Below are 15,701 nucleotides of genomic sequence, written 5' to 3' on the forward strand. Positions count from 1 at the left end.
AGCGTGTCTTAAGCGTGTCATATTCGGGTCAGCTATCGATTTTTCTTACAAAAATTAAAGAATAATTCAAATAAAGTGAAATTAGTATATGTATAAAATCACCATAATTGCTGGAGCAAGACCTAACTTTATGAAGATTGCACCAATTATTCATGCCATTGAAGCGGTAAAAGAAAAAGGTGAAAAATTGGAGTACCGATTAGTCCACACAGGGCAGCATTACGATAAAAACATGTCAGGAAGCTTCTTTGAGCAATTGGGCATCCCTGAGCCTCATATCAATTTAGAGTGCAGTGGTGGAACTCAGGCTGAGCAAACAGCGGCTATCCTAATACATTTTGAAAAGGAACTCATGGCTAACCCTGCGGATTTGGTGTTAGTGGTTGGCGACGTCACCTCTACCATGGCCTGCGCCTTGGTAGCACAGAAACTGCATACCAAAGTAGCACACGTAGAAGCGGGTATAAGGTCTGATGATTGGACCATGCCAGAAGAGATTAACCGCTTAGTCACCGATAGTATTACCAATTACTTTTTCACAACCTCAGAATTGGCCAATGAAAACTTATTGAATAGTGGTGCCGATGGAAATGCAATTTTCTACGTAGGTAACACCATGATAGATACCCTTGTAAAACAGAGACCAAATTTCAGGGCTCCCAAAGTATGGTCAGACTTAGAGTTAAAACCACAGTCCTATATTGTAATGACACTTCATCGCCCAGCAAATGTGGATGAGGAAAGTCAGCTCAAAGCAATGATAGGCGAAATTATTGCACATAGTAGAAACGTACCATTAATTTTCCCTATGCACCCAAGAACCGCTAAGATATTTTCCAGATTAAAAATAGAACATCCTAGGTTGCATATTGTAGAGCCTCTAAGTTATCTAGAGTTCAATTATTTAGTAGAACGTGCCAAGGCGGTCATTACTGATTCTGGTGGTATTACTGAAGAAGCCTCTATTATGAACGTACCATGTATGACGCTTCGCGATAATACCGAAAGACCAGAGACCATTACCTTAGGAACAAACGAATTGGTGGGCACTAACCCAAAAGCCATTAAAAAGCACTTGGATAAGCTATTTAAGAACCAATGGAAAGAAGGCAAACCGATACCACTATGGGATGGTAAAACAGCAAAAAGAATTGTTGATATCATTTTGGAAGTGAACCAAAATAAGGAATAACTCAACTTTTAATTTGTATCTTAGCAAACCCCCTAAGATGTTTTCAATATCTGTGATATGATAAAAACATTACTCGAAAACTTTTCTCCAGAAAATAATGCTACAGTATGGTTAATATGTGCCTTTGTGTTAGCGTTTATCATTGCTTATCAAACGTTCCCAACGATTTTGTATGTCGCTAAGGCCAAACATTTAATGGATGAGCCAGATGGAAGAAGCTTACATTCAAATAATACTCCCACACTTGGTGGTATTGGCATTTTTCTAAGCTTAATTGTCCTAATGACTATTGTTGGCGCATTTCTAAATACTAAAGTTTTACTATTGGTCATGGGAGGTTTAACCATTTTATTCTTTCTTGGGCTAAAAGATGATTTAACGGTGCTTTCTGCCAGTAAAAAACTTGTTGGTCAGTTATTTGCGGCACTGTTGTTAATCGTTTTTACGGACACACGTATTATTGGGTTTTCGAGCATATTGGAGGTTGACACACTACCGTATTGGGTGTCAATAGGCTTTACGCTATTTGTTTATATTCTAATTATCAATGCCTATAATCTTATTGACGGTGTAGATGGTTTGGCAGGGACCATAGCATTTTGTGCTAGTGGAATTTTTGTATATCTGTTTGTAAATTCGGAGGATTTAAGTTTGGCGACCATTGCTATTGCGCTATGTGGTGCCTTAATTGCGTTCTTGAGGTTAAATTTTTCAAAAGAAGATAAGATTTTTATGGGTGATACAGGTTCGATGATTGTTGGGTTTTTATTGGCATTCTTCACCATAAGTTTTATTAATATGGCACAGGTAGATGAAACTTCAAACTACTACAGGGCCTCGCCAGCTTTGGCATTTGCATTGTTATTCTATCCATTGATTGATACTTTACGCATTTTTTTTATAAGAATAGTGATTCATAAAACAAACCCATTTAAGGCGGACAAAAACCACATCCACCATAAGTTCATCCAAAGCGGTTACAATCATGTTATGACCACATTTATAATTTGTGGCATTAATGTATTAATCGTTGGAATTGCTTTCAATCTGTTGCACCTCAATCTCAATACACAAATTATTTGTTTGTTACTTTATGGGTGTGCATTATACACCTTACCGTTCTTACTTAAAAAATTAGTGACTTAACTTAATTTGTAACAATTAGAACTTTAAATAGTGATTATGCTTTTGCAAGTCCTTTAAATGCAGTTATATTTGCTTAACATACGAGAACTTTATTTGATGAAAAGAAACCTTATATTTTTTTTAGTGCTGATACTGGTCAGTTCCTGTGCTTCCAAAAAAGAAGTGCTTTATATGCAAGACGCCAAGACGGAGGGCAATGGTAACGTAAACTATAGCACAGCTACGATTCAACCTAATGATATTCTTAAAATTACTGTGGAGACTCTCGTCCCTGAAGCAGCAATACCCTACAATAAAACCAGTTCTCAAGGTAACCAACCTCAGAGTATGCAATTACTTCAATTAGATGGTTATCTGGTGTCATTAGATAATACCATAAAGTTTCCGGTGCTCGGAGACATTTCTACAAAAAATCAAACGACGAAAGAGTTGGAAGCATCTATAAGGGAGCAATTAGTTTCGGGGGGCCATTTATTAAACCCAACAGTAAATGTACGTCTTGTTAATGCTAAGGTCACCATATTGGGTGAAGTCAACCAACCGGGCACCTTTAGTTTTACGGAACAGAATATTACCATATTGCAAGCCTTAGGGTATGCAGGGGATCTTACTATTAACGGTAAACGTGATGATATATTAATAACAAGAGAAATTGATGGCGTTAGAAAGGTATCGCATATAGACCTGACGTCGGCAGCATTTATGAATAGTGAATATTATTTCATAAGACCCAATGATGTTATTGTTGTAAACCCTAATACCCCTAAGGTGAAAAGTGCTGGCTTTGTTGGAGATGTAGGTACCATACTTACCATTGCCTCTTTGGCACTTAGTATAACCATTTTATTGTCGCGATAACCTATGGAAAATCAGTTAAATAATAACTTTACTTTTAACGAAGAGGAGAGCTTAGATTTAAAACAGGAGATTAGACGTTACCTAAGGTATTGGCCTTGGTTTGTCTTAGCGCTGGCTGTGGCTCTTATCAGCGCTTATGTCTATTTACGATATGCTCCTAGAATTTACGAAACCTATGCAAAAATTAAAATACTGGATGAGTCCGAGGGCTTAGAGATACCGACGTCTGCATTTGTTTTTAACCGCAGTAATATTAACCTGGAGAATGAAATAGAAATTATTACCTCATACCTCATCATGGAGCGTGTGGTTAGGGAATTAGATCTAAACACCAGCTTTTATGAAGTAGGCACCATTCAAACCTCACAGATTGCTGAGTTACCGCTCAATTTTGAACAACGCATTCAACCAGATAGCATTGGATCTAGCTTTTCGTATAAATTAACTGTAGACGATAGTGGGTTTTTGGTTACCAATCTAAAAACAGAAAAGTCCTTTAATTTTAAAGACCATACTACCTATAACTCAAATCATAATTTACCCTTTAACGTTGAGTTAAAGAATACGACCTCGTTTACTGAGGTGAACAACAAGGAGTTTATTATAAAGTTTAGCCCTATAAAACATACGGCTTTGGGGTTAAAAAATAAAATTAAGGTAGAGGCCATTGGAGATCGCAGTGACTTACTACGATTAATAATAAAAGGAGAAAGTAAGGATTTGTCTGAGAAGATTATAAACACCTTAATGGATGTTTTTAATAAGGATGGTATAGACGACAGACAGTTGGTGTATCAGCGTACGGTTGATTTTATCGATGCCCGCTTTGTGTTTTTAGCCAAAGAACTGGATTCCATCGAAATTGACCAAGAGACGTTTAAGCAAAAAAACAATATCGTGGATATTGCTACCGATGCAGAGATAGGTCTTGAACAAAGGGTACAGTCTGAGGAAGAGCTTTTTAAGTTGCAAAATCAATTGACATTATCCCAATTATTGGAAAATACATTACAGACCAATACTGAATCTGATTTGCTTCCTGCCAATATTGGTTTGGAAAATGCAGGCATAAATGCTCTAATATCTGAATATAATCTTGCGGTAATCAATAGAGATCGATTAAAAAATAGTGCCGGAGCTAACAATCCTTCGGTGAAATTGGCCGAGAACCAAATAGATGACCTTAAGGCTAACATCAATAGATCCCTGAGAACATATACCAATCAATTAGACGCATCACTACGTCAGTTGAAAGATAGAAACCAGAAGTTTGCTGGCAGAGTGTCTCAAATACCAGGACAAGAACGCTTGTTTAAGGCGATTCAGCGTCAACAAAAGATTAAGGAAAGTTTATACCTCTTATTACTTCAAAAGCGCGAGGAAGCTGCCATTAATTTAGCAATTACAGAACCTTCTATAAAGGTGGTGGAGAAGGCTTTGTCTGGAACAGAACCAATTTCGCCGAAACCTAATATTGTTTATGCAGGTGCAATACTTGGTGGCCTACTCATTCCATTTGGTATTCTGTATCTCATGTTTATGTTAGATACGAAGTTGCACGGAAAGGAAGATATTACTAAAGTAGCTTCAAACATCCCTGTAATAGGTGAGATACCAGATTTAAAAAAGAAAAAGGATGTCATTTTTACAGATCCTAATGACCGTTCAGCCCTTGCAGAATCCTTTAGGATACTGAGCTCTAATGTAGACTATATTCTGCCAATTAAGAATGGCGAGAAAGGGAAAGTGATTTATTGTACTTCAACCATTAAGGGAGAGGGTAAAACTTATGTGAGTCTTAATTTATCGTTGGCTTTGTCCAGTATAAATAAAAAAGTACTACTGATAGGCGCCGATTTAAGAAACCCACAAATCCATACCCATATTCATGTAGATAAGCAAAAATCAGGATTATCTAACTATCTGCATGATATTGATTACAATTGGAAAGATTCATTAATAAATGGTTTTGAAAAGCACCCTAATCATCATATCATTTTATCTGGAAGCATACCACCTAATCCAGCACATTTATTGACCAACGGTCGATTTAAAAAATTAATTGAAGAGGCAAAAGAAGTGTATGATTATATAGTAGTTGATACGGCACCCACAATTTTAGTCACGGATACCATGCTGATCTCCCAATTGGCTGATGCAACGATTTATTTGGCAAGGGCTAATTATACTGAAAAAAATCTATTAAAATTCTCTAAGGAGCTGTCTGAAAGTGGTAAGATAAAGAATATGGCCTACGTTATTAATAGCGTTGGCGCTAGTAAATCTTATGGTTATGGCTACAATTACGGCTATAATTATGGCTATGGCGCTAAGACCTAATTATAGGTCATAAGTCCTTATCGCTATGACATTTATCATATAATTTATGGTTTTGAATAGGTAACTTTATTCTGAATTTAAAACCTAGAAATTATGAGACAAAGAACACCTGTAAGCACTATAATGTCAAAGCATCTTATAGCACTTAATAGAAGCGACGATTTGGAGTGTGCCGAAATGTTATTTAAACGTCATAAAATAAGACATATTCCTGTAGTGTCTGGAGAAGTTATTGTGGGTATACTAAGCTATACTGACCTATTAAGAATCAGTTTTGCGGATGCTGTTGATGAGTCTGAAAGTGAAGTCGACACGTTGATTTACAATATGTTTACTATAGATCAGGTTATGGCTAAGAATGTTGTTACTGTAAACTCCCAGACCTCAATCAAGGAAGTTGCAAAAATTTTGGCGACAAGAGAATTTCATGCATTGCCAGTAGTCGATGATGGTATATTGGTAGGTATGGTAACAACCACGGATTTAATCAATTATTTAATTGATCAATATTGAAACAAGCACCATTGGGCACTTTTTTTATGAATTGGCTAAATCTTTTAAGGCTGCAATGGTTGCCGTTGGGTCATCACTCTTAAAAACATGGCTACCGGCTACAAAAGTATCTGCACCTGCTTCAACGAGTTTCTGTATATTCTTATCAGTTACACCACCATCAACTTCTATACGTGTGTCTAGGCCCTGTGCGTCTATCATTGCACGAAGCTTTTTAATACGTTGATAGGTCACGTCTTCAAATTTTTGTCCTCCAAACCCTGGGTTTATGGACATCAATAAAACCATATAGCACTCAGGTAATATATCTTCTAAAACAGATATTGGTGTGGTAATATTTAAAACAATACCGGCTTTACAGCTTGCATCCTTAATTTGCCTAAGCGTTCTGTGGAGGTGTACCGTAGATTCATAATGAACTGTAATGATATCAGCGCCACAATTAGCGAATTCCTCAATGTAGCGTTCTGGCTTTTCAATCATTAGATGCACATCCAAAGGCTTAGTGGCATGTTTTTTTATAGCTTGTATAACTGGCATTCCATATGAAATGTTTGGTACAAAATGCCCATCCATGACATCGATGTGGAACCAATCAGCATCACTGTTGTTTACCATTTCTGTATCACGTTGAAGGTTGCCGAAATCGGCAGCTAGCATGGAAGGGGCAATTAGTTTTGAAGCCATTGTAAGTTGGGTTGTTTTAGTTTGTGCAAAGGTAAATAAATTATGGAGGTCTTGGTGGAATAAATTTAAATCGTTCCTTTTTTAAGCACGAAGCACGAAGCACGAAGCACGAAGCACGAAGCACGAAGCACGAAGCACGAAGCACGAAGCACGAAGCACGAAGCACGAAGCACATATGACTAAGTTTTCTCGCAAAGGCGCAAAAACGCGAAGTGTTTTGTCAAAAGATTAGGGATAGTAAGGTTTCTTCCCTTTTGGGAAAGAACAAAAGAGGGTAAAGTATCTTCCTTCTGGGAAGGGATTTTAGGGATGGGCTGTAAAAAGTGAACCCACGGTAATCAGCCGTGGGTTCTTTCATCAATCAAAAAACGAACAGTTATGTTTTGTAACTGTTGTTACCTTTATTAGGTTGGTCGTTAAATATACAAAAAACTAACCTAAATATGTCTTTAATATCTTGCTTCTAGACGTATGCTTTAATCGTCTTATCGCTTTTTCTTTAATTTGTCTTACACGCTCACGAGTTAAATCAAACGTTTCGCCTATTTCTTCTAAAGTCATAGGATGTTGATTTCCTAAACCAAAATACAAACGAATTACATCGGCTTCACGAGGTGTTAAGGTTTCTAATGCACGCTCAATCTCCGTACGTAAAGATTCATGTAACAAATCTTTATCTGGATTTGGTGATTCACCACTTCTCAATACATCGTATAAGTTAGAATCTTCACCTTCAACTAAAGGTGCATCCATACTTACGTGACGACCAGAATTCTTCATCGACTCCTTAACATCGTTAATCGTCATGTCCAATTCTTTTGCAATCTCTTCCGCAGAAGGCGGTCGCTCATGACTTTGCTCTAAAAACGCAAACGTCTTATTTATTTTGTTAATTGAACCAATCTTGTTCAGCGGTAAACGTACAATACGAGATTGTTCTGCTAATGCTTGTAAGATAGATTGTCTAATCCACCAAACGGCATAGGATATAAATTTAAAACCACGCGTTTCGTCAAAACGCTGTGCTGCTTTTATCAACCCTAAATTACCTTCATTAATTAAATCTGGTAAAGTTAAACCTTGGTTTTGGTATTGTTTAGCAACAGATACAACGAAACGTAAGTTAGCTTTAGTCAACTTTTCTAAAGCAATCTGATCACCTGCCTTAATGCGTTGAGCTAATTCTACCTCTTCGTCGGCTGTAATCAAATCTACCTTACCAATTTCTTGTAGGTACTTGTCTAATGATGCAGTTTCCCTGTTGGTTACCTGCTTGGTAATTTTAAGTTGTCTCATTTAATTTTAAGATTTGTGCAATTTACCCGCAACAACGTGTTGCTTTTATTATACGTACAAAAGCAATAAAATGTTACACAACTTTTAAAAAAAAACTTTTAGATCTTTAGAAGCTTAACCGTGTCAAGATTAATGTCGTCGATAGTCTCATTAGTAAATTTGTAATGCCCTCTCTTGGTAATTAATCTAAAACGATACGATTTAATTTGACTTAATGTGTTTAAAAACAGCCACTTGGACTTAAGAAGCCTTGGTTTTTGAGACTTCAAACTTAAATCGAAAATGTGCTTTCTGCCTTCTTTTTCGGCAACAATATCAGGTGTTACTTCAATATCGCTACCTTTTTTAAGGTAAGATTTTGGTGTTTCGTAACCTTCAATATCAGCCTTAATATTAGAATATCCCAAATTTTCGAGATAAGCAATAGAATGATTTAACTCTTCTGCGTATTTGTCTTTGTCTTGTGTTATCATAACCTATAATATAAGCATTTATACGACAAATACAAATTTTTAAGATAGTTTAACGAAGTGAATGGTAAGACAAATAAGGATTAAATCCTTACTTGTCCTTCTCCAAATACATAATATTTATTAGTTACCAATTGGTTTAACCCTAGTGGACCTCTATGGTGTAGCTTATCTGTACTTATAGCGAGTTCTGCACCAATACCCATTTGCCCACCGTCTGTAAATCTTGTGGAGGCATTATGGTAGACTGCAGCGCTGTCTACATTCTGCATAAATTGCATGGCTTCTAACTTATCTTCGGTAATTATGGCTGCAGAATGTTTACCCGAATACATGTTGATGATATCTATAGCTTCTTCCAAATTGTCGACTTCACCGATTAACAATTTTAAAGCTAGAAACTCTTCGTACCATACATCTAGGTCAGATACGGTTTCCTTTTGTGATAAAATGTCCGATACCTTATCGTCAACCAAGATTTCGACCTTGTGTTTTTCGAGTTTTTCCTGAAGCATTTTTAACTTCAATTCATATTCAGGAAGATTTTTATTGATTAAGACTTTGTCCAAAGCATTACATCCTGAAATCTTATCGGTCTTTGCATTGATAATTACATTTACGGCTTTGCTCCAATCCGCATGTTCCGATACATAAAGGAAATTGTTTCCTCTACCGCTCACCAATACTGCGCAAGATGCGTTTTCCTTAACAAATTTAATCAGTGATTCTCCACCTCGTGGTACTATTAAGTCTAAAGGTTCGGAAGGATTTTTCAAGAATTCACGTGTTTCCTCACGCTTAAGGTGCAGTAATTTAATCCAATCTTTGGAAAGACCGTTTTCCTCTAAGGCTTCATGCCAGCACTTTTCTAAAATAAGGTTACTGTTTAAAGCTTCCTTACCACCTTTGAGCAGAATTTTATTATTGGCTTTAAATGCCAATACTGCGGCTTCAATGGTTACGTCTGGTCTAGATTCATATATAATCAAAATCGTTCCGAATGGAGCCGTGGTGTTAACGATGTTTAAATTATTTTGAAGTGTTCTGTTAGATATCTCTTTTCCAACAGGATCGTCTTGAAGCATCACGGCTTTAACAGCTTCGATCATCTCATCCACCTTTTTATCGTTTACAATTAACCGATCAAATAATGCTTGGTCTTCTCTTTGAAAGGCGTCTAAATCCTTTCTATTAGCCTTAATGATATTTTTACGTTCCCTTTCCAAGATTGTAATCATGGTTTTAAGAACATTATTTTTTATTTCAGTATTTAAAAGTTTCATTTCTAATTTAATTTTTTTCAATGTTTAGGCACTTATAAATTTTGTGCCTATTTGTTTGTTTTTTACAATGTCCACAATGACATTTTCTCGTTTTCCGTTAGCGATATAGGTAGGTATATCTTTTCTGGCAGTCCCTTTGGCAATTTTTAATTTCGATGCCATGCCGCCACGTCCTTCACCTTCCTTTTTATTTGAAGCCTGAACGTATTTCTCAACGTTTTCGTTCGTTTTTACAACATTCAGGATTTTTGAATTGTCGTCATCAGGATGTCCTGTGTAAAGTCCATCTGTATCAGATAGGATTATTAGTCGGTCTGCATTGACCAACTCTGCTACCAAACTGGCTAGCTCATCATTATCAGAAAACATGGACATGGTCAATGATACGGCATCATCTTCATTAGCGATTGGGATAACACCTTCTGATAACAATCCTTCATAACAATTAATCATGTTTTCGCGATGTTTACCAGGATCAAAATCACGCTTTGTAGCCAATACTTGGGCGCAACGCATTCCGTAATCATGAAAGATGCTATAGTAATGGCGCATCATCCTCGGTTGGCCAACCGATGAATAGACCTGTCGTCTTATCGATTTGTTTTCAATATTGGTATCTCCCAATACCTCCATGCCAGCCATAGCAGAACCTGAGGATACTAAGATTACCATTATGTCATCTTCGTAAAGTACAGCAATCTGCCTTACCAATTCGCGCAGTACTGGTCCTAAAATTCTGTTGTCTTTGTTTGTTAGTACGTTGGTTCCTACTTTAACAACCACACGCTTTATATCGTCATTCATTTTATTTGTCTTTACCTAATTCTACAGCTCTGTCAAAAGCAGCGTAGGCCGCATCTTGTATCAGCTGTTTCACATTATTGTCTTCCATTGAATCGATGGCAGCTTGTGTTGTGCCTCCTTTTGAGGCCACTTTATCTATCCATGATTTTGGAGATATATTATTTTGGTTGAAGAGCTCTATTGCACCTTCAAAAGTGCTACTCACTAATACTTTTGAATCATAATCCGAAAAGCCCATTTTGAGAGCAGCTTCTAACATGGACTGCATAAAATAGAATACATATGCTGGTCCGCTTCCCGAAATTCCTGTTGAGGCATCTATATATTTTTCCGAATCGACATGAATTGAAGTGCCTGTGGTGTCTAATAAATTTCTCACCATAATCATTTCAACTTTAGAAACTTCCTCAGCTTCGGTGTAAGATGTCACACCTTTACCAACTTGTGCTGGTAGGTTGGGCATTGTACGTATCACTTTCTTCTGGTTGAGGCCATTTTGTATGGTCTCTAAAGTGACTCCTGCCATTAAAGAGACAAATAATTGCTCTTTATTTAGCATCGGTTTCATTTGTTCAAACAAGCCTTCACTGTGATAAGGTTTTACTGCTACAAAAATTATGTGTGCTTTAGGTAAGCAATCTTCTAGATTATCATAGACATCAAATCTTGAGTCTTTTCTTAGGCTCTCTATTTTTTTAGGATCGGTATCATATATCCTAAGCTTGTGCTTGCTCAATAAAGGTGAACTCGCCATGCCTTCTGCATACGTTAAGCCCATATTACCGGCTCCTATTACTAATACTTTCATTTTTATTTTAATTATTTCACTCTATTTACCACAAGGACTATACGAGAGTGCCAAATAGAACAACTAATTTTAAAAATTTGGAAATATGGAGTGATTAAAAGTAATTGTTAAGAATTTCTATGATATTAGCGCATAAGTTTGTCAATATGAAAATTACAGTTTTGCATTAGTTGACTAAAACTGCCAGTCTGTCGGTGACAGAATGTGAAAATGAACGCAAAAACCCATCAATTATGATGGGTTTTCTTAAATAGTTCTGACAATCAGTTTAATTTTTTTCTGCTAATCCGCGTGTTAACCAACCTCTTTTGTTAGCCGTAGCAATGGCATAGGGAGTTATCCAGAATAAGGCAAACGTGTAGAGAATACTGTAACTATATGCCCAAATGGACTCTTTTAACTCGTAACGATAAGCATAGAATGCTACTGCAAAAGATGATGCCACTAAGATGCTCATTAATGTAGATCCTAGGAATAATAGTGGATGTGTCAAAACAAAAAACAGCATAAAAATCACAAATGGATAACTCATTACAATTCTTAAGAATTGACTGATAAATAATAATCTACTACCTAGTTTACTACCTTCCCTAAAATCTGTAAATACATATTTAGCCATAGCTAAATTTTCCCTTACGTTGCTTCTTGCCCAGCGGATAAACATTTTGTAAAGTCCTGGATATTTTTCTGGTACATTGGTGTAGGCCACAGCGTTTTTTTGAAATAATACATGTTGGCCTTGCTTTAATATCATGTTGGTCATGGCTCTGTCTTCACCAATATCAGAAGGTTGTCCCATAAAGGTTTGGTTAATCCATTCTGGCAAACAATTAAAAACTGCTGAGCGTCGGTAAGCTGCTAAAGCACCTGGTGTACAGAGTACGGAATTTAAGTTACTTTCTGCCGAGCGGACAAACTCAAAACTCATCACAAAACTGACATCGAGCATCTTAGGAAGAATTTCCTTTTTGTTATTTAATACTCTGATGTTACCTGCAACAGCGCCACATTTTTCGTCTTTAGAGAATGGGCTTACCAAATTTCTCAAAGTATCTTCGGTAACTATAGAGTCACTATCTACAGTAATAAAAATCTCTCCAGACCCAAGGTTAAAACCTCTGTAAAGTGCGTGTCTTTTTCCTTTATTTTCTGGTTGTTGGAATATTTCCACTCTGTCACCTAGTGTTTCCTTAGCCTTTTGCATCCAATCCCATGTGTCGTCCTTACTGCCATCATCAATGGACAATAATTGCAGCTTTTCAATAGGGTAGTTACTTTGAGCTAAACTCATTAAGGTATCATATACTTGTTTTCCTTCGTTATAAGCTGGTACAATAACAGTACAGGTTGGCAACTCATTATCAGAAACAGACTCTATGGCTTTATACTTGTAAAAGTTATAAGCTGTGTAGATAAATAAAAATACTTTGTATATAAATAATAAAGTGGAGATTATTACGAAGGTTAAGCCAATTGTTGAGCTTCTTCTGTCAACATTAAATTGCTCCAAATCATTATGGAAAACATAAAAGAAATAGAGCCCAATGGTTAATATGATAAATGTACTAAGTAGGACAATTTTATTGTGAGGATTTTGAGTTTTTCCGTTGCCGTATAAGGTCGCGTTTACAAAAGTCTTTATTTTTTTAAGATTGAAATCTAGCTTAAGTTTTAAGTTCTTTAGGGCATTATTTTTTGAGGCCATAGGCTGTTATCTCCTTTTTAATTAATAATTTACAAGAGATGTACGTGACAAGTTTTGATTTAGATTTTTTTTTAATAATTATTTAAGAAATTATATGATCTTTTAGTTTTGTGTTGGCCTCATGCAATGGGTTAGATGTAATTGTAGATATAACATTTTAGAAAAACAAAAGCCCATCAAAATTTGATGGGCTTTTAGCTTATAAAGTTTCAAAAAAGAATTAATCCTCTTTTTTATCTTCTCTAGGCTTTCTATCGTCTCTGCGATTATCTCTGTTGCGATTGTCGCGACCACGATTGTCTCTGCCTCTATTATCGCGTCCACGATTATTGTCTCTTGGAGGTCTTTCCTTAAAACCTTCTGGTTTTGGCAATAATGCCTTACGGGATACTTTTTCTTTACGGGTTCTAGAATCGACTCCGAAGTACTTCACATCAAATACATCTCCCATGTTTACAACATCAGACACATTTTCTGTGCGTTCCCAAGCTAGTTCACTTACGTGTAAAAGAACTTCGTTTCCTGGCGCGTCAGTATATTCTACAACAGCTCCAAAATCTAGCATCTTTATTACTTTGACTTCGTAAACACTACCAACTTCTGGCTTAAACAGTAAAGAATCGATTTTTGCCATTACAGCATCAATACCTTTTTTACCAACTCCAAGTACTTCTACAATACCTTCTTCGGTTTCAGGATCTTCATTGATTACAATAGTTGTGTCGGTTTCTTTTTGTAATTCTTGAATTACCTTTCCACCAGGACCAATCAATGCTCCAATAAACTCATTAGGGATGCGTCTTGTCACCATTGTTGGTGCATGATCCTTAACGTCTTCATTTGGTTGAGCAATCGTATCCGTTAGTTTTTCAAGGATATGTAAACGACCATCTCTTGCTTGTTTTAGTGCATTCACTAAAATCTCATAAGACAATCCTTTCACTTTAATATCCATTTGACAAGCTGTAATACCGTCGGCAGTACCAGTAACTTTAAAGTCCATATCACCAAGATGATCTTCATCACCTAAAATATCAGATAAAACAGCATATTTATCACCTTGAGAAATTAATCCCATGGCAATACCAGACACAGGTTTCTTTAATTGAACACCAGCGTCCATCAATGCCATTGTACCAGAACAAACCGTTGCCATAGAAGACGAACCATTAGATTCTAATACTTCTGAAACAACTCTTACTGTATATGGACAATCTTCTGGCACCATACCTTTTAATGCACGTTGTGCTAGGTTACCATGACCTACTTCTCTACGCGATGTTCCACGGATTGGCCTTGCTTCACCAGTTGAAAACGGTGGGAAGTTATAATGCAAATAGAAACGCTCTTCACCTTCAAATGATGGCATATCTATTTGGTTTGCTTCTCTAGATGTTCCTAAAGTTACTGTAGCTAACGCCTGAGTTTCACCTCTAGTGAAAATCGCAGAACCGTGTGTTGATGGTAAATAATCTACCTCGCACCAAATTGGTCTGATTTCAGTGGTTTGACGACCATCTAAACGTAATCCTTCGTTTAAGGTTAAATCTCTAATCGCTATTTTCTGTGCTTTAGCAACATACTTGTGAATGAGCTTTCCTAAATCATCTTGCTCTTCTTCAGAGAACGAGTTGAAAACCTCTTCTTTAATTTCAGAAAATGCTGCACCTCTTTCGTGCTTTGCAGAACCTGCTTTTGCAATGGCATACGTTTTATCGTAAACCATGTCATGGATTTTCTTTTCTAATTCTTCATTTTCGCGCTCTGGCTCGTATTCACGTACTTCTTTTTTACCAACAGCTTCTGCTAATCTTACTTGAGCAGCACACTGTTCTTTAATAGCTTCATGTGCAAACTTAATTGCGTCTGCCATTTCTTCTTCAGAAATCTCATCCATTTCACCTTCAACCATCATCACTGAATCTGCTGAAGCACCAATCATCATGTCGATATCAGACTCTAATAATTGTGAACGTGTTGGATTGATGATAAATTCTCCATTGATACGACCAACTCTAGCTTCAGAAATTGGACATTCAAATGGAAAATCCGATAATTGAATTGCCGCAGAAGCAGCTAAACCTGCCATAGCATCTGGCATAACGTCATCGTCATGAGACATTAACTGAATCATAACCTGTGTTTCTGCATGATAATCTTTTGGGAATAATGGACGCAATACACGGTCCACTAAACGCATGGTTAATACTTCACCATCACTTGGCCTTGCTTCTCTTTTAAAGAAACCTCCTGGATAACGACCAGCAGCTGCAAACTTTTCTCTATAATCTACTGTTAATGGCAAGAAATCAACATCCGCCTGATGATAGTTAGAAACTACCGTACATAATAGCATACATTTTCCTGATTGCACCACAACGCTACCATGCGCCTGTTTTGCTAATTTTCCGGTTTCGATAGAAATTTCTCTACCATCACCTAGGTCTATGACCTCTTTGTAAGTTTTTGGAATCATAATTTTTTAATTCGGGTACTGATATGCCGAGCATGGTCAGTACTGTTAAACAATGGTCGTTGTGTTGTTGTGTAGTAGTTGTGTGACCAATGAAAAACCGTGTAAGCTTCTTCAATTCGAATT

At 36.7% G+C, this 15,701-nt stretch carries 13 protein-coding genes; 5 read left to right on the forward strand and 8 right to left on the reverse strand.

The window, feature by feature from the left end:
• Positions 1 to 88 precede the first annotated feature (88 nt).
• The 5 genes from wecB to SIB89_RS12395 all read left to right on the forward strand — a co-directional run bounded on the left by wecB (position 89) and on the right by SIB89_RS12395 (position 6,049).
• On the forward strand, positions 89 to 1,192 hold the full coding sequence (gene wecB / locus SIB89_RS12375) for a non-hydrolyzing UDP-N-acetylglucosamine 2-epimerase (protein WP_412560023.1): 1,104 nt from the start codon (positions 89 to 91) through the stop codon (positions 1,190 to 1,192).
• A 57-nt stretch (positions 1,193 to 1,249) separates the two neighbouring features.
• Positions 1,250 to 2,338, forward strand: a complete 1,089-nt coding sequence (locus SIB89_RS12380; RefSeq protein ID WP_412560024.1) for an MraY family glycosyltransferase — start codon at positions 1,250 to 1,252, stop codon at positions 2,336 to 2,338.
• A gap of 96 nt (positions 2,339 to 2,434) precedes the next feature.
• On the forward strand, positions 2,435 to 3,196 hold the full coding sequence (locus SIB89_RS12385) for a polysaccharide biosynthesis/export family protein (protein ID WP_155088372.1): 762 nt from the start codon (positions 2,435 to 2,437) through the stop codon (positions 3,194 to 3,196).
• A 3-nt stretch (positions 3,197 to 3,199) separates the two neighbouring features.
• Positions 3,200 to 5,536, forward strand: a complete 2,337-nt coding sequence (locus tag SIB89_RS12390; RefSeq protein ID WP_412560025.1) for a GumC family protein — start codon at positions 3,200 to 3,202, stop codon at positions 5,534 to 5,536.
• Positions 5,537 to 5,629: 93 nt separating this feature from the next.
• Positions 5,630 to 6,049 (forward strand): CBS domain-containing protein, encoded by a 420-nt coding sequence (locus SIB89_RS12395; protein WP_412560026.1) that lies wholly within the window; start codon positions 5,630 to 5,632, stop codon positions 6,047 to 6,049.
• Positions 6,050 to 6,073: 24 nt separating this feature from the next.
• On the opposite strand, the gene rpe is transcribed toward SIB89_RS12395, so the two are convergent.
• The 8 genes from rpe to SIB89_RS12435 all read right to left on the reverse strand — a co-directional run bounded on the left by rpe (position 6,074) and on the right by SIB89_RS12435 (position 15,578).
• The gene (gene rpe / locus SIB89_RS12400; protein ID WP_412560027.1) at positions 6,074 to 6,736 is read right to left on the reverse strand and encodes a ribulose-phosphate 3-epimerase; all 663 of its coding nucleotides are present in this window, start codon (positions 6,734 to 6,736) and stop codon (positions 6,074 to 6,076) included.
• 432 nt (positions 6,737 to 7,168) lie between these two features.
• On the reverse strand, positions 7,169 to 8,032 hold the full coding sequence (locus SIB89_RS12405) for an RNA polymerase sigma factor RpoD/SigA (RefSeq protein ID WP_094967995.1): 864 nt from the start codon (positions 8,030 to 8,032) through the stop codon (positions 7,169 to 7,171).
• Positions 8,033 to 8,130: 98 nt separating this feature from the next.
• On the reverse strand, positions 8,131 to 8,505 hold the full coding sequence (locus SIB89_RS12410) for a hypothetical protein (protein WP_155088376.1): 375 nt from the start codon (positions 8,503 to 8,505) through the stop codon (positions 8,131 to 8,133).
• A gap of 80 nt (positions 8,506 to 8,585) precedes the next feature.
• On the reverse strand, positions 8,586 to 9,785 hold the full coding sequence (locus SIB89_RS12415; protein WP_412561913.1) for a glutamate-5-semialdehyde dehydrogenase: 1,200 nt from the start codon (positions 9,783 to 9,785) through the stop codon (positions 8,586 to 8,588).
• A 24-nt stretch (positions 9,786 to 9,809) separates the two neighbouring features.
• A complete protein-coding gene (gene proB, locus SIB89_RS12420) occupies positions 9,810 to 10,589 on the reverse strand; it encodes a glutamate 5-kinase (RefSeq protein WP_412560028.1) in 780 nt (259 codons plus the stop codon).
• A 1-nt stretch (position 10,590) separates the two neighbouring features.
• Positions 10,591 to 11,397 carry a pyrroline-5-carboxylate reductase gene (gene proC / locus SIB89_RS12425; protein WP_273288702.1) on the reverse strand — a complete coding sequence of 269 codons (807 nt, stop codon included), beginning with the start codon at positions 11,395 to 11,397 and terminating at the stop codon, positions 10,591 to 10,593.
• 268 nt (positions 11,398 to 11,665) lie between these two features.
• Positions 11,666 to 13,102 carry a glycosyltransferase gene (locus SIB89_RS12430; RefSeq protein WP_412560029.1) on the reverse strand — a complete coding sequence of 479 codons (1,437 nt, stop codon included), beginning with the start codon at positions 13,100 to 13,102 and terminating at the stop codon, positions 11,666 to 11,668.
• 220 nt (positions 13,103 to 13,322) lie between these two features.
• The gene (locus SIB89_RS12435; RefSeq protein WP_412560030.1) at positions 13,323 to 15,578 is read right to left on the reverse strand and encodes a polyribonucleotide nucleotidyltransferase; all 2,256 of its coding nucleotides are present in this window, start codon (positions 15,576 to 15,578) and stop codon (positions 13,323 to 13,325) included.
• Positions 15,579 to 15,701: the final 123 nt, after the last annotated feature.

This window comes from Winogradskyella sp. MIT101101 (genome assembly GCF_047126865.1).
GTDB lineage: Bacteria > Bacteroidota > Bacteroidia > Flavobacteriales > Flavobacteriaceae > Winogradskyella > Winogradskyella ouciana.